The organism is Bacillus sp. N13C7 (genome assembly GCF_026790065.1).
Taxonomy (GTDB): Bacteria; Bacillota; Bacilli; order Bacillales; family Bacillaceae; genus Bacillus.
Window position 1 is genome coordinate 50,978 of sequence record NZ_JALAMO010000002.1, and the last position, 16,951, is coordinate 67,928.

General features: G+C 44.9%; 17 protein-coding genes and 1 pseudogene. 12 read left to right on the top strand and 6 right to left on the bottom strand.

Annotated features, from left to right (window positions below; all coding sequences use genetic code 11):
* Positions 1-54 precede the first annotated feature (54 nt).
* From MOB98_RS02560 to MOB98_RS02575, 4 genes are all read left to right on the top strand, one after another.
* Positions 55-831, top strand: a complete 777-nt coding sequence (locus MOB98_RS02560; RefSeq protein WP_268357862.1) for a YhfC family intramembrane metalloprotease — start codon at positions 55-57, stop codon at positions 829-831.
* A gap of 96 nt (positions 832-927) precedes the next feature.
* Positions 928-1,113 (top strand): hypothetical protein, encoded by a 186-nt coding sequence (locus MOB98_RS20795; protein WP_311766015.1) that lies wholly within the window; start codon positions 928-930, stop codon positions 1,111-1,113.
* Between the two features lie 134 nt (positions 1,114-1,247).
* Positions 1,248-2,288 carry a M42 family metallopeptidase gene (locus MOB98_RS02570; RefSeq protein ID WP_268357865.1) on the top strand — a complete coding sequence of 347 codons (1,041 nt, stop codon included), beginning with the start codon at positions 1,248-1,250 and terminating at the stop codon, positions 2,286-2,288.
* 11 nt (positions 2,289-2,299) lie between these two features.
* Positions 2,300-2,707: an ASCH domain-containing protein gene (locus MOB98_RS02575; protein WP_268357867.1), complete on the top strand. Its 408-nt coding sequence runs from the start codon at positions 2,300-2,302 to the stop codon at positions 2,705-2,707.
* A gap of 36 nt (positions 2,708-2,743) precedes the next feature.
* Here MOB98_RS02575 and gltT read toward each other — a convergent pair whose 3' ends face one another.
* Both gltT and yhfH read right to left on the bottom strand, forming a co-directional pair.
* A complete protein-coding gene (gene gltT / locus MOB98_RS02580) occupies positions 2,744-4,033 on the bottom strand; it encodes a glutamate/proton symporter GltT (RefSeq protein ID WP_268357868.1) in 1,290 nt (429 codons plus the stop codon).
* 270 nt (positions 4,034-4,303) lie between these two features.
* Positions 4,304-4,438 (bottom strand): protein YhfH, encoded by a 135-nt coding sequence (gene yhfH, locus MOB98_RS02585; protein WP_284439648.1) that lies wholly within the window; start codon positions 4,436-4,438, stop codon positions 4,304-4,306.
* Positions 4,439-4,595: 157 nt separating this feature from the next.
* On the opposite strand from yhfH, the gene MOB98_RS02590 reads away from it, so the two are divergent.
* The 4 genes from MOB98_RS02590 (at position 4,596) to lcfB (ending at position 8,706) form a co-directional block, all read left to right on the top strand.
* Positions 4,596-5,330 carry an MBL fold metallo-hydrolase gene (locus tag MOB98_RS02590; RefSeq protein ID WP_268357870.1) on the top strand — a complete coding sequence of 245 codons (735 nt, stop codon included), beginning with the start codon at positions 4,596-4,598 and terminating at the stop codon, positions 5,328-5,330.
* Positions 5,331-5,342: 12 nt separating this feature from the next.
* Positions 5,343-6,338, top strand: a complete 996-nt coding sequence (lplJ, locus tag MOB98_RS02595; protein WP_268357871.1) for a lipoate--protein ligase LplJ — start codon at positions 5,343-5,345, stop codon at positions 6,336-6,338.
* Positions 6,339-6,402: 64 nt separating this feature from the next.
* Complete coding sequence (locus MOB98_RS02600; protein WP_268357872.1) at positions 6,403-7,047, top strand: SDR family oxidoreductase; 645 nt, start codon at positions 6,403-6,405, stop codon at positions 7,045-7,047.
* 117 nt (positions 7,048-7,164) lie between these two features.
* The gene (gene lcfB, locus MOB98_RS02605) at positions 7,165-8,706 is read left to right on the top strand and encodes a long-chain-fatty-acid--CoA ligase LcfB (protein ID WP_268357873.1); all 1,542 of its coding nucleotides are present in this window, start codon (positions 7,165-7,167) and stop codon (positions 8,704-8,706) included.
* Positions 8,707-8,745: 39 nt separating this feature from the next.
* On the opposite strand, the gene MOB98_RS02610 is transcribed toward lcfB, so the two are convergent.
* Positions 8,746-9,141, bottom strand: a complete 396-nt coding sequence (locus MOB98_RS02610; RefSeq protein WP_268357874.1) for a hypothetical protein — start codon at positions 9,139-9,141, stop codon at positions 8,746-8,748.
* Positions 9,142-9,290: 149 nt separating this feature from the next.
* Here MOB98_RS02610 and MOB98_RS02615 point away from each other — a divergent pair, with 149 nt between their 5' ends.
* On the top strand, positions 9,291-10,571 hold the full coding sequence (locus MOB98_RS02615) for a M48 family metallopeptidase (RefSeq protein ID WP_268357875.1): 1,281 nt from the start codon (positions 9,291-9,293) through the stop codon (positions 10,569-10,571).
* A gap of 39 nt (positions 10,572-10,610) precedes the next feature.
* Here MOB98_RS02615 and aprE read toward each other — a convergent pair whose 3' ends face one another.
* Positions 10,611-11,756, bottom strand: a complete 1,146-nt coding sequence (gene aprE, locus MOB98_RS02620) for a subtilisin AprE (RefSeq protein WP_268357876.1) — start codon at positions 11,754-11,756, stop codon at positions 10,611-10,613.
* A gap of 442 nt (positions 11,757-12,198) precedes the next feature.
* Between aprE and MOB98_RS02625 the strand changes: the two are divergent.
* The 3 genes and pseudogenes from MOB98_RS02625 to MOB98_RS02635 all read left to right on the top strand — a co-directional run bounded on the left by MOB98_RS02625 (position 12,199) and on the right by MOB98_RS02635 (position 15,173).
* Positions 12,199-12,647 (top strand): annotated as a pseudogene (locus MOB98_RS02625) (N-acetyltransferase family protein).
* A gap of 71 nt (positions 12,648-12,718) precedes the next feature.
* Positions 12,719-13,711, top strand: a complete 993-nt coding sequence (locus MOB98_RS02630; protein ID WP_268357877.1) for an NADPH:quinone oxidoreductase family protein — start codon at positions 12,719-12,721, stop codon at positions 13,709-13,711.
* Positions 13,712-14,201: 490 nt separating this feature from the next.
* Complete coding sequence (locus MOB98_RS02635) at positions 14,202-15,173, top strand: ABC transporter substrate-binding protein (protein WP_268357878.1); 972 nt, start codon at positions 14,202-14,204, stop codon at positions 15,171-15,173.
* A gap of 30 nt (positions 15,174-15,203) precedes the next feature.
* On the opposite strand, the gene phoE is transcribed toward MOB98_RS02635, so the two are convergent.
* Positions 15,204-15,785: a phosphatase PhoE gene (gene phoE, locus MOB98_RS02640; RefSeq protein WP_268357880.1), complete on the bottom strand. Its 582-nt coding sequence runs from the start codon at positions 15,783-15,785 to the stop codon at positions 15,204-15,206.
* 71 nt (positions 15,786-15,856) lie between these two features.
* Positions 15,857-16,951 carry an acetyl-CoA C-acyltransferase gene (locus tag MOB98_RS02645; RefSeq protein WP_268357882.1) on the bottom strand — a complete coding sequence of 365 codons (1,095 nt, stop codon included), beginning with the start codon at positions 16,949-16,951 and terminating at the stop codon, positions 15,857-15,859.

The window sequence follows — 16,951 nt, forward strand, 5'->3', positions numbered from 1 at the left end:
AAATAGAGAAGTGTGAAATAAGGAATCTTTAAAATAGAAAAAGGAGGCTGAAAAATGGTCAGTCAAGAAGCAGTAGTCTTTATGGCAATATCCGGAGCTATTGCGTTTTTGTTGCCGATCGGACTGATTGTATGGTTTAAGCGAAGGTATGGCGCCTCGCTGAAGGTGTTTTTTATTGGCGCTCTCACGTTTTTTGTCTTTGCTCAGCTGCTGGAAGGCAGCGTTCATGTTTATGTACTGCAGGTGAATGAAATGACGAAAGAAGCGATGCAGCATCCATTATGGTATGGCATTTACGGGTGCTTAATGGCCGGAATTTTTGAGGAGTGCGGGCGGTATATTATGATGCGATTTTTTATGAAGCGCCATCATACTTGGGCGGATGGCCTGGCTTTCGGAGCGGGGCATGGGGGGCTTGAAGCCATCCTGATTACAGGCTTGTCCTCTATCTCACTTATTGTATACGCATTTGCGATCAATAGCGGGACGTTTGAACAGCTTTTGATCAATGGCGATGTCAAACAGGCACTTTTACCGATTCAGGAGCAGCTGCTGCATACTCCTTCATATGAATGGCTGCTGGGCGGAGTAGAAAGAATCAGTGCCATTGCTGTCCAAATTGGTCTGTCTCTGCTTGTTTTGTACGCGGTTAAAAACCGCCGGCCGCTGTTTTTGCTGTATTCTATCCTTTTACATGCACTGTTTAATGTACCGGCGGTTTTATACCAAAAAAGAATAATAGAACATGCTGCTGCTGTTGAAATCATTGTTGCTCTGATAGCGGCCGTATCAGTTTATTGGATCGTAAAAGCAAAAAGGCTGTTTCAATAAAAGGTCCAAGCAGCAGCAATGCCCGCTTGGAAAAATGTGAATGGAAATATTCATTAAGCATGGGTCATCAGAATATTTCTGATTCGGTCTTTACCAATGACAGCAAGAGTGTCTGTGTTTTTTACAAGAGAAACAATGGTTTTTCTTTTTCTTCTTCTTCTTGCAAGGGTCATGGCATTCTTTCTTTTTCTCGCAATGGTCGTGGAAATCTTTATCGAACCACTCGTCAAAGAACCAAAAATCATCGAACCAACTGTGACAATGACATTTCTGTTCATGTGAATGACGACAGCACATAGATATCCCTCCTCTTCCCATGCTTACTACAGCATATGAGAGATTGATAGGAAAAGATTGGACGGGTCCCTCGGGAAAAGAGTATATTTTAAATAGAAAAATAAAAGGAGGAATGTCCTGTGACGTCCGTACGTAAAACGATGGAGCTCATTAAAGAACTTGTATCGATCCCAAGCCCGACAGGAAATACATATGAGGTGATCAATTATATTGAAAGCCTTTTAAAAGAATGGAAGGTAGAAACAGTCCGGAACCATAAGGGCGGCTTAATTGCAACGCTTCCCGGACGCGATACATCCCGTCACCGCATGCTGACGGCGCACGTTGACACCCTCGGAGCTATGGTAAAAGAAATTAAAGCTGACGGCCGGCTGAAAATCGATTTGATCGGCGGCTTCCGCTACAACTCGATTGAGGGGGAGTATTGCCAAATTGAAACCGCCACGGGAAAAACATATACAGGAACAATTTTAATGCATCAAACGTCTGTGCATGTCTACAAAGACGCGGGAAAAGCTGAGCGGGATCAAGAGAATATGGAGATCCGCCTTGATGAACCTGTTCACTGCAGGAAAGATACGGAAGAGCTCGGCATTGGCGTCGGTGACTTTGTGTCGTTTGATCCCCGCGTCGAGATCACCTCAAGCGGATTTATTAAATCGCGCCATTTGGATGACAAAGCAAGCGTCGCCTTATTGCTCCGCTTAATTCATCAGATTCAAACAGAAGACATTGAACTGCCGTATACAACTCATTTTCTCATTTCAAATAATGAAGAGATCGGATATGGGGGGAACTCGAATATTCCTCCTGAAACGGTCGAGTATTTGGCGGTGGATATGGGGGCTATCGGAGACGGACAGGCGACAGATGAATATTCAGTATCAATTTGTGTGAAGGATGCGAGCGGGCCGTATCATTATCAGCTCAGAAAGCATTTAGTCCATTTAGCCGAGAAGCATCATATCGACTACAAGCTTGATATTTATCCGTACTACGGGTCGGATGCGTCAGCGGCGATCAAATCCGGGCATGATATTGTGCATGGCCTCATTGGGCCGGGAATTGACGCTTCGCATGCGTTTGAACGCACCCATAAATCATCTCTTCGCCATACGGCTAAGCTTCTGTACTACTATGTCCAGTCACCTATGGTATAAGGGGAAGGCGAATGAAGATTTATGAACTGAAAAGCACATTCGGCTGGGAAGGTGATGCCGGCTTGGGGGAACAGCTGATTCAGCAAATCATCGCTGGAGAAAAAACAGCCACATGCGCGCCGAAAATATTATATTCAAAAGATGAATTAATGGCCGTGTATCAAACAGCGGGTCAGCTTGTTACTGTTTATGATAAACATGACAATCCGAGATGCAATATAAAAGTGACAGATGTGTTTGAAACAACTTTTGGAGCGCCTGATATGCGGCTAGTCAAAGGGGAGGGCAATGGAGACCGAATTGATGAATTTCAGGAGGATCACCGGATGGCATGGGCGGAACTGATCAAAAGCGGTGAACTGGAGCTGGATGAGGATACGGTTTTGATTACAGAGCTATTTAAGCTAGCTACAGATTAAAAAAGCCTGCGGGGCAAGAACCCCGCAGGCTTTTCATTAACCGGAAATGGTTGCGTTTTGATCTGCTTTTGCTTGGGACATAACAGTTTCTGCTTTCGCAGGATTAAACATGCCTTCCCATTTAGACATAACAACAGCAGCAAGCGCATTTCCAGTCAGGTTGACAACTGTACGCGCCATGTCCATGATGCGGTCTACACCGGCAATAAAGGCAAGCCCTTCAGCTGGAACGCCGATCGTGCCAAGTGTCGCAAGCAAGACGACAAAAGAAGTACCAGGCACGGCAGCCATCCCTTTAGATGTCACCATTAATACGAGCACAAGCGTAATTTGGTGCCAAATTGTCAAATCAATGCCGTATACCTGTGCCAAAAACAGCGCGGCAATAGATTGATAGAGAACGGAACCGTCTAAGTTAAACGTATATCCGATCGGAATAACAAATGAAACAATGCCTTTCGGGCAGCCGATTTTCTCCATTTTTTCCATGATGCGAGGAAGAACTGTTTCAGAGCTGGACGTACTGAACGCCAGTAAAATTTCGTCCTTCATGTAAGCAAGGAATTTGAAGATGCTAATGCCGGCAATTTTTGCGACAATCCCGAAAATGACAATTAAGAAGAAAGCAAGCGCGACATAAACCAATCCGACGAGCTTTCCAAGAGAGAGAAGAGAACCGAGCCCGAATTTAGACACAGTCACTCCGATTAGTGCGAAAACGCCGAATGGCGCTACTTTCATGACAAGGTTTACAACGTGGAACATAGCATGGGATACGCCTTCAAAAAAGGCTAATACAGGCTTTCCTCTTTCGCCGATCGCTGAAATTCCCAATGCAAATAGTACTGTAAAGCAGATAATGGCAAGAAGATCCCCTTCAACCAATGATTGGAAGAAGTTGGTCGGCACAATATGCAGGAACGTTTCCGCCACTGATTTATTGCTTTGTTCTTTTTCAGTTTCAACATATTGACTAATGTCCGTTTTTTGAGCTTCGTGTATATTAACTCCTGTACCCGGATGGAAGATGTTTGCAAGGGCTAGTCCGAGAATGATGGCAAAAGTGGTAATGATCTCGAAGTACAGAATCGTTCTGAAGCCTAGTTTACCGACTTGCTTTCCATTTCCTGCACCGGCTACACCGATGATTAAGCTGGATACAACAATAGGAATCACTATCATTTTGATTAAGCGTAAAAAGAGATCCCCGACTGGCTGCAGATAAGTAGGCAGTGCTGGGTTGCCATACCAAATGACGCCAACAATGACACCTAGAATAAGTCCAACGAATATTTGTGTGGCTAATCCAAACTTAATTCTTTTCATAGATTACCTCCCAAAAAACAAAGTATCAACATATATCATGAATAGACATATATTTAATCTCACTATTAGATCAAATTATAATAGATAAGAATAGAATTCGTCTATAGTAAATTATATTTCGAAAATAAAGAATATTCAATGATGTTAGCGTAATCACCAGAATTATCTAAAAACAGGTGAGCTTTGACCTAACTTGACTATTATTTCAAAATGAAAAGATATGTGAATAATCAAGAAAATCCCACGCGTAAGGCGCGGGATTTTCGCTCATTACAAATTGTTTACTTTTATACAGTCATTGCAGATATTACCATAACATTCATGCTGTTCTTCTATCTTTTTTCCGCATTCCGCGCACTTTTTCGAAGGCAGGTTTCTAAAAAATTCTGTGATTTTTCCCAGCATAACCAATCCCTCTTTCCCCTTTGTAGTGATTTCATTGTAATATAACAGATTGAAAAAATCAATAACTGTTTTGATACAATGTTTAAAACATGCTTTTTTTAAGAAAAATGGGTATATTGAAGGAGGATCAATTTTCTTGAAAAGATAGGAGGACATTATGAAAGTTACAGTTATCGGATGCTATGGCGGTTTTCCGGCTGCAAATGAAGCAACGTCGGGCTATTTGTTTCAATCAGGTAATTACTCTTTGCTTGTCGATTGCGGCAGTGCCGTATTGTCTAAGCTGTTCGGGTATGTGCCGGCGGAAAAGCTGGATGCGGTCGTTCTGTCTCATTATCACCATGACCATATTGCTGACATCGGGCCGCTGCAATTTGCCAAACAAGTCGGTTCGTTTCTCGGCAAAGGAGAGCACACGCTTCCGATTTACGGACATGATGCTGATATAGAACAGTTTCAAAAGCTTACATATAAAACACATACGAAAGGGATTGCCTATCAGCCGGATCAGGCGCTGACTGTCGGTCCTTTTACGATCACCTTTTTAAAAACAATCCACCCGGTGACCTGCTATGCCATGCGGATTACTGACGGCAGCCATACTGTCGTATATACTGCTGACTCCAGCTATCAGGATTCATTTATTCCGTTTTCGAAAAATGCCGATTTGCTGATCTCAGAATGCAATTTTTATGCTGATCAAGATGGGACAAGCGCTGGCCATATGAACAGCCTGGAGGCCGGGCGAATTGCAAAAGAAGCGGGAGCGGGAGAGCTGCTGCTGACGCACTTGCCGCATTTCGGCGTTCATGACAATCTCCGCAAAGAAGCGAAAACCGTTTTTAACGGTAAAGTGAATATTGCGAAATCAGGTTTTGTGTGGGAAGGATAAAGGAGGAGCACCATGTTATTTATAGACAATCAAAACATCAATGATCCGCGGATCAATCTTGCTATCGAGGAGTACTGTGTAAAGCACTTAGACCCTGAACAGCCGTATTTGCTCTTTTACGTGAATCAGCCGTCTATTATCATTGGGAAAAACCAAAATACAATAGAAGAAATCAATACAAAATATGTAGACGAAAACGGGATCATCGTTGTCCGCCGTTTATCAGGCGGGGGGGCTGTATATCATGATCTGGGAAATTTGAACTTCAGCTTTATCACAAAGGATGATGGGGACAGCTTTCATAACTTCAAAAAATTCACTGAGCCGGTGATCCAGGCTTTACACCAGCTTGGGGTTGAAGCAGAATTGAGCGGCAGGAACGACATTGTAGTAGACGGCCGGAAAATATCCGGAAACGCCCAGTTTGCGACAAAAGGACGCATCTTCAGCCACGGCACCCTCATGTTTGATTCAGCGATTGATCATGTCGTGTCTGCGTTAAAGGTGAAAAAGGATAAAATTGAATCAAAAGGCATTAAATCGATCAGAAGCCGCGTGGCAAACATCAGTGAGTTTCTTGATGAAAAAATGACCACGGAAGAATTCCGCAGCCATTTGCTTCGCCATATTTTTAACACAAATGACATTCAAAACGTACCGGAGTATAAGCTGACGGAAAAAGATTGGGAAGTTATTCATCAAATTTCGAGAGAACGCTATCAAAATTGGGATTGGAACTATGGGCGCTCACCGAAATTTAACCTCAATCATTCGAAACGTTATCCGATCGGTTCGATTGATTTGCGCCTGGAAGTGAAGAAAGGCAAAATTGAGGATTGCAAAATCTTCGGAGATTTCTTCGGTGCCGGTGATGTATCTGAAATCGAAAACCTGCTGGTTGGAAAACAATATGAACGCAGCGTTATCGCTGATGTCCTGGAAAATGTGAATCTCAAGCATTATTTTGGGGACATTACGAAAGAGGATTTTCTTGATCTGATTTATTAAGGCGAAACACATTGTTTGAAAGAGCGGTTGTGTTTTTGAAATAATGGAGACAGGAGGGATTCACATGAAGGTGTTTTTAATCGGAGCGAACGGACAAATCGGACAAAGACTCGTTTCTTTATTCCAGGACAATCCTGATCATTCCGTCAGAGCGATGGTCAGAAAAGAAGAACAGAAAGCGTCTCTCGAAGCTGCCGGTGCAGAGGCTGTGCTTGCGAATCTGGAGGGCAGCCCGGAAGAAATCGCCTCCGCGGCAAAAGGCTGTGACGCGATCATTTTCACAGCCGGTTCCGGCGGCAGCACAGGCTATGATAAAACGCTGCTGGTGGATCTTGATGGAGCGGCAAAAGCCATTGAAGCTGCGGACATTGCCGGAATCAAGCGGTTTATTATGGTCAGCGCCCTGCAAGCCCATAACCGTGAAAATTGGAATGAGGCACTCAAACCTTATTATGTGGCCAAGCATTATGCTGATAAAATTCTGGAAGCGAGCGGTTTAACTTATACGATTATCCGTCCGGGAGGCCTTCGCAATGAGCCTGGAACGGGAACTGTTTCAGCAGCGAAGGATCTGGAGCGGGGATTTATTTCCCGTGATGACGTTGCAAAAACGGTCATTGCCTCTTTAGATGAGAAGAATACGGAAAATCGGGCCTTTGATCTGACAGAAGGAGATATTCCGATTGCCGAAGCATTGAAGAAACTATGACAGTACTGACACTCAGGGCTTTTTGCTCTTGAGTGTTTTTTTCTGTTTCTCTATAATGGAGGAGAAAGCTTGGCTTCAATAATGAATGACTATTCATTCACTTTAAGGGGTGGGAGAATGAATCTTGTTTCAAAATTGGAAGAAACAGCATCTGAGAAGCCCGACAGCATCGCATGCAGGTTTAGGGATCATACTATGACGTATCAGGAGCTGAATGAAAGCATTCAGCGATTTGCGGACGGCCTTCAGGAAGCCGGTATGGAGAAAGGGGACCATCTAGCTTTGCTGCTTGGCAATTCGCCGGATTTTATCATCGCATTTTTTGGTGCGTTAAAGGCTGGAATCGTAGCCGTGCCCATCAATCCGATGTACACGCCGACAGAAATCGGTTATATGCTGACAAATGGTGATGTAAAAGCAATCGTGGGCGTTGATCAGCTTTTGCCGCTTTATGAAAGCATGCATGAGTCGCTGCCGAAGGTTAAGCTCGTCATTTTATGCCAGACGGGAGAGGCTGAGCCGGAAGCTTCAGACCCAGAGGTCAGAATGAAAATGACAACGTTTGCAAAAATCATGCGCCCGACATCTTCCGCTCAACAAAACCCAGAGATTGTCCCTGATGATACCGCGGTTATTTTATATACGTCAGGAACAACCGGAAAACCGAAAGGCGCAATGCTGACCCATCAGAATTTGTACAGCAATGCCAACGATGTCGCCGGCTATTTGGGAATGGATGAGAAGGACAATGTGGTTTGCGCTCTTCCCATGTTTCACGTATTTTGTTTAACCGTTTGCATGAATGCTCCGCTGATGAGCGGTGCAACCGTTTTGATTGAACCTCAGTTCAGTCCGGCATCTGTTTTTACGCTTGTTAAGCAGCGGAAGGCGACCATTTTTGCGGGTGTGCCTACAATGTATAATTACTTGTTTCAGCATGAAAACGGCAAGAAAGATGATTTTTCTTCCATCCGGCTGTGCATTTCGGGAGGAGCGGCCATGCCAGTCGCACTGCTGACGGCGTTTGAAGAAAAATTCGGCGTTACCATTTTGGAGGGCTACGGGCTCTCAGAAGCATCGCCCGTCACGTGCTTTAACCCGTTTGACAGGGGAAGAAAGCCGGGCTCCATCGGGACAAGTATCTTACACGTCGAAAACAAGGTCGTAGATGCGCTCGGACGCGAGCTGCCCGCTCATCAGGTCGGTGAATTGATTGTGAAAGGCCCCAATGTGATGAAGGGCTATTATAATATGCCGATGGAAACAGAGCATGCGTTAAAAGATGGGTGGCTTTATACGGGGGACTTGGCTAGACGGGATGAGGACGGCTATTTTTACATTGTTGACCGGAAAAAAGACATGATCATTGTAGGGGGATACAACGTATATCCGCGTGAGGTGGAAGAAGTGCTGTACAGCCACCCGGATGTCAAGGAGGCGGTCGTTATCGGCGTGCCTGACCCACAAAGCGGGGAAGCGGTAAAGGGATATATTGTACCAAAGCGCTCTGGGGTTACAGAAGCGGATATCATGCAGCACTGTGAAAAACATCTGGCAAAATACAAACGGCCAGCCGCCATTACGTTTCTTGACGATATTCCGAAAAATGCGACGGGGAAAATGCTCAGACGGGCGCTCAGAGATATTTTGCCACAATAAAATGAAAAAGCGAAGCGGCGGAGCTTCGCTTTTTCATTTTCAATCCTTTGCTTCTTTTTTCATAATGTTTAGCAGCGCCTTTGTATCGCTTTTACTTAATTTGTAGTATGTGCCGTCCTTCAAATAAACGGCTTGCTGGCTGCCGTCAATCCATAGCCTGAATGAGTCAAAACGGTCTTTATGAAACTTGATTGTCCCTTCGTAATCAGGGGGTGATGTTTTTTCTGGCTTCATCTGTTTCCCCTGATTCATAATGTCCAGCATATCCTTAACATGCTGCCTTTTTTTAATTTCGATATCCTCCTGGCCGTTTGAAGACAGTGTGATCATATCCGCATCTACTGATTGATACACATCGCCTGACCGGCTGTAAAGGTAGAAAAATGCAAGAAACACAAGACCGATAACCACGATGGCTGCCACGATTTTTTTCATTTTCATCACTCCAAACATTGTTAGTTTTCCCAGCGATCGGGCTTTCCATGCTTAAAAGGACGGAAAAGTGCGAATGCACAGCTTGGTTCTAAGAATTTGAATTTATGATTACAATAGAAGTAACGGGTAGATGTGAGGAGTGAGGCGTTATGCGCAAGTGGATTGCGGCGGCAGGGCTTGCTTACGTGCTGTACGGGCTGTTTTTTTATTGGTATTTTTTCCTGTCCGGTGATTCCGCCGTACCGGAGGCCGTAAAAGGAACGCAGGCTGATCCGGCTTCTTTCATGAAGCCGTCTGAATTGGCAGTGGCCGAGCAATATTCGAATGTAAAGAACTTTTTATTTTTTATCGGAATTCCTCTTGATTGGTTTTTGTTTTTTGTATTGCTGATCAGCGGCGTTTCTAAGAGAATCAAGAAATGGATGGAAGCGGCCGTCCCTTTTCGTTTTTTGCAAATCATTGGTTTTGTGTTTGTGCTTTCGCTTATCACAACGTTGGTGACGCTGCCTTTAGATTGGATAGGCTATCAAGTATCGCTTGAATTCAATATTTCCACACAGACTGCAGCCAGCTGGGCCAAGGATCAGGTCATAGACTTTTGGATCAGCTTTCCAATCTTTACGCTTTGCGTTCTCGTGTTTTATTGGCTGATCAAAAGGCATGAAAAAAAATGGTGGTTATACGCGTGGCTGTTAACTGTGCCGTTTTCGCTGTTTTTGTTTTTCATTCAGCCGGTCATTATCGACCCTTTATACAATGATTTTTATCCGCTGAAAAACAAAGAGCTTGAAAGCAAAATTTTAGAGCTGGCAGAAGAAGCCGATATACCGGCGAATCATGTATATGAAGTGAACATGTCTGAAAAAACAAATGCGCTGAATGCCTATGTCACAGGAATTGGGGCGAACAAACGGATTGTGTTGTGGGATACGACACTGAACAAACTTGACGATTCAGAAATTCTCTTTATTATGGGCCACGAAATGGGCCATTATGTCATGAAGCACGTCTATATCGGACTGGCCGGCTATTTGCTCGTGTCGCTCGCTGGATTTTATTTCATTGATAAGCTTTACAAGCGGACGGTCCGCTTTACCCGCAATATGTTTCATTTAGAGGGACGGCATGACCTTGCAGCACTGCCGCTGCTATTGCTTTTGGTGTCCGTTTTGAGCTTTGCGGTCACGCCTTTTTCTAATGCGGTTTCGCGGTATCAGGAGAATCAGGCTGACCGGTATGGGATCGAGCTGACGGAGAACAGAGAAGCCGCTGTGAAGACGTTTCAGGATTTGGCTGTGACGGGACTGAGCCAGGTTGATCCTCCCGTGCTTGTAAAAATTTTCAGAGGCAGCCACCCTTCGATTATGGAACGGATACAACACGCGGAAAAAGAAGAGAATGCGTCGGAACATCAGGATGCCGACAAATAAAAAAGAAGCAGGTATGGAGGAACCTGCTTCTTTTTAATATTATTGTGCAGCTGCTTGTACGTTGATTAACCCTTTTCCATAGTAGAAAGAGTTTCCAAGGTATGTTGCAGTGCTTTCTAAACGATCACGGACTTGCGCGTTTGTCCAAGTCGGGTGCTTAGAAAGAATTAACGCTGCTGCTCCGGCAACGTGAGGAGTCGCCATGGACGTTCCGTTGTAAGCACCGTAAGTGCCTCCAGGAAGTGTGCTTTGGATGGATACGCCAGGAGCCATCACATCAAGCTCAGAACCTGCGCTTGAGAATGAAGCTCTTTGGTTGCTGCTGTTTACCGCACCTACCGCAATGGTAGAAGGATATTTTGCAGGGTAGCCGACTGTGCTTGTGCTTCCGGACGAACCTTCGTTTCCGGCAGCGGCGGCAACAACGATGCCGCTGGAAACGGCTTTGTCAACGACTGTTTTCAGCGCTGTAGAACCAGTAGGTCCGCCAAGGCTCATGTTGATGACATCCATATTGTTGGAAATGGCCCACTCAATGCCGTTAATAATCCAGCTGTATTGGCCGCTTCCTGATGAATCAAGAACTTTTACTGCATATAACGATGCGTTTGGCGCTACGCCCAGTACACCGATTGTGTTATTAAGAGCGGCAATTGTACCGGCTACATGCGTGCCGTGAGAGCTGCCGTCCTGGTATGGGTTTGTTTCAGAAGGTACGAAGCTTGCTCCGCCTTTAACGTTTAAGTCAGGATGAGAAGAGTCAATTCCGCTGTCGATAACAGCTACTTTTACGTTAGAGCCTGTGTAGCCTTGAGAGTGAAGAGCCGGCGCTTTAATTTGAGAAATGCCGTAAGGAACAGATTGCGCATATTCATGTGCAATATGATCTTCTTCCACATATGCAACACTCGGATCTTGCTTTAATTCTTTTACAGCTTTTTCATCCAATGTTGCTGCGGCTGCGTTAACATATTTGAACTGCTTTTGAACTTTTCCGCCTTTCTCAGAAATAACATCCTTTTTCTTAGCGGAACTCATGGCACTCATTGTCTGTTTAAATCCAACAATATACTTCTTTTCTGTACTGCTTTTTCCGGCAGCCTGCGCAGACATGTTGCTGAACGCCATCGTAAAGATTAACGTTAACGCAAACAACAAACTGATCCACAATTTTTTGCTTCTCACTCTTTACCCTCTCCTTTTAAAAAGATTCAGATTAGACCCATTAGAGGGACTATTCTGTAAATTTATTGTAATAGATGGATTAATATTTTAGTAGACCTATTTTTTCGCGATGATTTTAACTCTATTTAGGTATATCATCTCTCGTTATTTCCGTAGAGACTCGAAATAACGATTTTCATACAGAAAAGAACGAAAATAGACATGAGTAAATGTTCATTATGCTGAAATGTCATCCTTTTTTAGGTTAAATGCTCCTGTGTCCCGGCAAATTCCTGTCGAAAAAATTCCTTCTAATGACCTGTGTATGTTGCGGGTCGGTTATTGGATATTATTGTGATATTTTTTTAATGCATGCTGATAAAAGTATTCTGAAAAACAAACTTTACAGAAAATTCTACTAAAGATAAAATAAAACGATTATAGAGAGGGAGGAAGAAATAATATGAATATTCGACAAGCAAAGTTATCAGATGCGGCAGACATCGCACCTCTGTTTAACCGTATCGGGAATTTTATAAGCAGGCGCCCGATCTGAAAGGGGCGGAGGCTTTTATAAAAGCGCGTTTGGAAAATCACGAGTCTATTATTTTGATCGCTGAAGAAAATGAAGAATTCATAGGCTTTACCCAGCTCTATCCAACGTTTTCTTCTGTGTCCATGAAAAGAATCTATATATTAAATGACTTATTCGTCGCTCCTCATGCGCGAACAAAGGGAGCCGGCGGGCAGCTGCTGTCTGCCGCGAAGGATTATGCTGCGGAAAACGGGGCAAAATGTTTATCGCTTCAGACGGAACACCATAATCGGACGGCAAGAAGCCTATATGAGCAAAACGGCTATGAAGAGGAAACAGCATTTGTCCATTATCGTCTCAATGTGCCGGCGAAATGAAAATGGAAGCTTGATGATTTGGTTTTTTGAACGTTCTTCGGTTACGATATAAATGAAAAGGAGTGTGCCGAATGTCAACGTTATTTCAAGCATTGCTGGCAGAAAAAAATGCCGATGAGGTTTCAGTCAATGTAAAAACCATGTCAACAGAGGATTTGCCGAAAGACGGTGTTCTGATTAAAATTGCTTATTCCGGCATCAATTATAAAGATGGCCTGGCCGGAAAAGCAGGCGGAAATATCGTCAGAGAGTATCCGCTAATTTTAGGCATTGATGCTGCGGGTACGGTCGTCTCTTCCAATGATCCGCGTTTTGCCGAGGGGGATGAAGTGATTGCGACCAGCTATGAGCTTGGTGTCTCTCGCAATGGCGGATTAAGTGAATATGCTTCAGTGCCTGGTGACTGGCTGGTGCCTTTGCCAGCGAATCTTACTTTAAAAGAAGCGATGGTGTACGGAACGGCGGGGTTTACTGCGGCGTTATCGGTGCATCGGCTTGAGCAGAACGGGCTGTCTCCCGAAAAAGGGAGCGTGCTCGTCACAGGAGCAACCGGCGGAGTCGGCGGTATTGCCATATCGATGCTGAACAAGCGGGGCTACGATGTGGTGGCAAGCACCGGAAATCGGGATGCCGCTGACTATTTGAAGCAGCTTGGTGCTAGCGAAGTGATCAGCAGGGAAGATGTCTATGACGGAACGCTTAAAGCGCTGTCCAAGCAGCAATGGCAGGGAGCGGTTGATCCTGTTGGCGGAAAACAGCTTGCGTCGCTTTTAAGCAAAGTCCAATATGGCGGATCTGTCGCGGTGAGCGGATTAACGGGCGGGGGAGAGGTTCCTGCAACGGTGTATCCGTTTATTCTCCGCGGGGTCAGCCTGCTCGGAATCGACTCAGTGTATTGCCCGATGGATGTCAGAGCCGCTGTTTGGGAGCGCATGTCTTCTGATCTCAAGCCTGATCAGCTGCTGTCAATCGTGGACAAGGAAGTATCATTGGAAGAAGTCCCGGCTGCATTAAACGATATTTTGCAAAATCGCATTCAAGGAAGAATCATTGTGAAGCTTTAATAGGTCAGCTTGCAGAGAAAGCCAAGCTTTTCTGCAAGCTTTTGTATGTTCAGGAATATGTACAAGGTATTAAGCTGCGAACTGCTGTGCCCGAAACATACGCGAATGCCCCTTTAAATGATGTTCCAAATGAGCCTGTCAGATATGCCTCGTTACTGTAACGCCTGCGTAACTAAGTTTCTGGTGCACTGATCTAAAACATCAATGCTTGTCATGTTTCATTCTCTAAATATGAATTGATATCGTTAACAAAAATAAGGTCATCGGCCAGGAGTTCATCCAAGGCTTCGATTCTCTTGAAAGCTGTTTTTAATCGTTCCTCTAGGATTTTCCCCCCCTCACTTTGTTACAGTGAGAAACAAGTTTTTCCTGTAAACTGAACTTTCTCTTCTTATGAAAAAATAATTAGTGATAATGATTCTCATTCCGTGTTATACTATCTCTTGGACATCTAAATCGCAGAAACTACATACAGGAGAGACTGGAACGCATGAAAAAAACACTGATTATTCTTACAGTTTTACTTCTTTCTGTCTTAACGGCTGCCTGCTCGTCTTCAAGCGGCAACCAAAACAGCAAAGAACATAAAGTGACGGTAACACATGATTTAGGAAAGACAAACGTGTCTGCGAATCCGAAGCGGGTTGTTGTTCTTGAGCTTGGTTTTATCGACACGCTGCTTGATCTCGGCATTACACCTGTCGGAGTTGCCGATGACAATAAAGCGAAGCAGCTAATTAACAAAGACGTGCTGAAGAAAATTGACGGCTATACATCGGTCGGCACCCGCTCACAGCCAAGCATGGAAAAAATCGCTTCATTAAAACCTGATTTCATTATTGCCGACACGACCCGGCATAAAAAGGTATACGATCAGCTGAAAAAAATCGCGCCGACGATTGCGCTTGATAATTTAAACGCTGATTACCAAGATACAATTGATGCTTCACTTACGATTGCAAAAGCAGTCGGCAAGGAAAATGAAATGGAGAAGAAACTGACGGCACATGAAGAAAAGCTTAACGAGACAAAGCGAAAAATCAGTGCTAACAGCAAATCTGTGCTTTTGATTGGAAATACAAACGATACGATTATGGCAAGAGATGAAAATTTCTTTACATCAAGACTTTTAACACAGGTCGGCTATCGATATGCGATCAGCACGTCAGGCAACAGCGAATCAAGCAATGGCGGCGACTCAGTGAACATGAAAATGACACTTGAGCAGCTGCTGAAAACAGATCCGGATGTCATTATCCTGATGACTGGAAAAACAGATGACCTCGATGCGGACGGCAAACGCCCGATCGAAAAGAATGTGCTTTGGAAAAAGCTGAAGGCAGTGAAAAACAGACAAGTGTACCACGTAGACCGTGCGGTATGGTCTCTCCGCCGCAGTGTGGACGGGGCGAATGCTATTTTGGATGAGCTTCAGCAAGAGATGCCAACCGAGAAGAAATAAAAGAAAAGACAGGCGAATGCCTGTCTTTTCTTATTTGATAAAACCGGATAAATGGCTGTTGATATTATAGTCTTTAATACGCCATTTCTCTTCAGCAAATTCAATATTGCTGAGGCAGGCGTTGACAAGGCGTGTGTTTTGAAGCTCAGGGTCACCGCCGGAAATTTCCGTCAGCAGTGCATGAATCGCTGCGCCATGCGCGACGATCAGCACCTTCTGGTTTGGGTATGCATGATTTACTTTTACTAAACCGCCCATCAGCCTATCAGTGAGTTCTTCCAACGTTTCCATATTCGGATAGTTTTTATCCGGATAGCGCTTTGTCCGTTCTTCCAGCAGCATGCCCTCCGCATCGCCGTAATCGCGTTCTTTAAAGTCATCCATTTCGACAATCGGAAGGTGCAGATATTCATTTATGATTTCCGCGGTTCTTTTCGCTCTTTTCAGCGGACTTGTCACAATGACATCCCAAGAAAAATCCTTTACATATTCTCCGGTTTCTCTTGCTTGGCGTTCACCTGTCGCGTTCAGCGGGATATCGGTTTTGCCTTGGCATTTTTGCTGCAGGTTCCAATCGGTTTCTCCATGTCTTACTAAGCAAACGGCTGTCATAAAATCCCCTTCCTGACTTTGATCTTATCGCCATTATACTAAATCAAAAGCACGCATCCTATGAAAAAGTCCTACGCCAGAATTTCAAATAATAAAGCCAGTCCGACTCCGCCGCCGCTTCCGATGGCTGCAACGGCATATTGACAGTCTTTCCGCCTTTGCGCTTCATAAAACAACCTGGTTACCAGAGCTGCACCCGATGCGCCGTACGGATGGCCGAGAGCTAATGCGCCGCCGCGCACATTGATTTTTGAAAAGGGGATGCCGAGTTCTTGCGAGCAAACACAAATTTTGACGGCAAAGGCTTCATTGATTTCATATAAATCGATATCATCAGGTGTTACTTCGTGTGCGGTTAAGAGATTACGGATTGCATCAACCGGTGCTGCGGGCGGATAGTTTGGATGAATCCCGCTGACAGCGCTGCCGATAAACCGGAGCACAGGCTTAAGCCCTAGGGCGGCCGCTTTTTCTTCTTCCATTACAAGGAGAGCGGCTGCTCCGTCTGATATGCCGCTGGTGTTGGCTGCTGTAACTGTTCCGGAGCGGGTGTCGAAAACGGGCTTTGCACGGGAAACAATTGCTTCTATCCGCCGCTTCTTCACAAAGGCTTCGTCCGTTTTTAGTTCTCCTAAAGAAACAATTTCTTCATGGTAATATCCTGCATCATGCGCCCTTCTGCTGCGTTGATGGCTGAGAAGTGCATATTCATCCTGAAGTTTTCTGCTGATGGCATAACGTGCTGCTGTATATTCTGCTGCTATCCCCATGTCTGGATTGCCGATCACATCTGGAGAAAAGCGGGCCCGTTCTGGAAAAGGCGATCGGCTGCTGCTTTCTGAGCCGCCCGCGATATACATCGTACCGGCTCCAGCTTGAATCAGACTGCAGGCATAGCGCACGGCTTCAAGGCCGGAGCCGCATTGTCTGTCAATCGTCATCCCAGGAACCGATAAAGGCAGTCCGGCTTGCAGTGCTGACAGCCTGGCAAGGTTGCCGCCTCGACCGGTCGCGTTTCCGAGAATCACTTCATCGATTTGATCCTCTAGGTTTTGGCTGAGACAGCTGATGACAGGAGCGGCTAAATCCTCAGGAAGAAACTGCTTTAGCAGTCCGTTTTGTTTTCCGAAAATCGTTCGTTTTGCACCAACAATAACCGCATTCAA

Coding starts and splice junctions, on each gene's coding strand:
- MOB98_RS02560 (WP_268357862.1), top strand. CDS start 55: ATGGTCAGTCAAGAAGCAGTAGTCTTTATGGCAATATCCGGAGCTATT.
- MOB98_RS20795 (WP_311766015.1), top strand. CDS start 928: ATGACAGCAAGAGTGTCTGTGTTTTTTACAAGAGAAACAATGGTTTTT.
- MOB98_RS02575 (WP_268357867.1), top strand. CDS start 2,300: ATGAAGATTTATGAACTGAAAAGCACATTCGGCTGGGAAGGTGATGCC.
- gltT (WP_268357868.1), bottom strand. CDS start 4,033: ATGAAAAGAATTAAGTTTGGATTAGCCACACAAATATTCGTTGGACTT.
- yhfH (WP_284439648.1), bottom strand. CDS start 4,438: ATGCTGGGAAAAATCACAGAATTTTTTAGAAACCTGCCTTCGAAAAAG.
- MOB98_RS02590 (WP_268357870.1), top strand. CDS start 4,596: ATGAAAGTTACAGTTATCGGATGCTATGGCGGTTTTCCGGCTGCAAAT.
- lplJ (WP_268357871.1), top strand. CDS start 5,343: ATGTTATTTATAGACAATCAAAACATCAATGATCCGCGGATCAATCTT.
- MOB98_RS02600 (WP_268357872.1), top strand. CDS start 6,403: ATGAAGGTGTTTTTAATCGGAGCGAACGGACAAATCGGACAAAGACTC.
- lcfB (WP_268357873.1), top strand. CDS start 7,165: ATGAATCTTGTTTCAAAATTGGAAGAAACAGCATCTGAGAAGCCCGAC.
- MOB98_RS02610 (WP_268357874.1), bottom strand. CDS start 9,141: ATGAAAAAAATCGTGGCAGCCATCGTGGTTATCGGTCTTGTGTTTCTT.
- MOB98_RS02615 (WP_268357875.1), top strand. CDS start 9,291: ATGCGCAAGTGGATTGCGGCGGCAGGGCTTGCTTACGTGCTGTACGGG.
- MOB98_RS02630 (WP_268357877.1), top strand. CDS start 12,719: ATGTCAACGTTATTTCAAGCATTGCTGGCAGAAAAAAATGCCGATGAG.
- MOB98_RS02635 (WP_268357878.1), top strand. CDS start 14,202: ATGAAAAAAACACTGATTATTCTTACAGTTTTACTTCTTTCTGTCTTA.
- phoE (WP_268357880.1), bottom strand. CDS start 15,785: ATGACAGCCGTTTGCTTAGTAAGACATGGAGAAACCGATTGGAACCTG.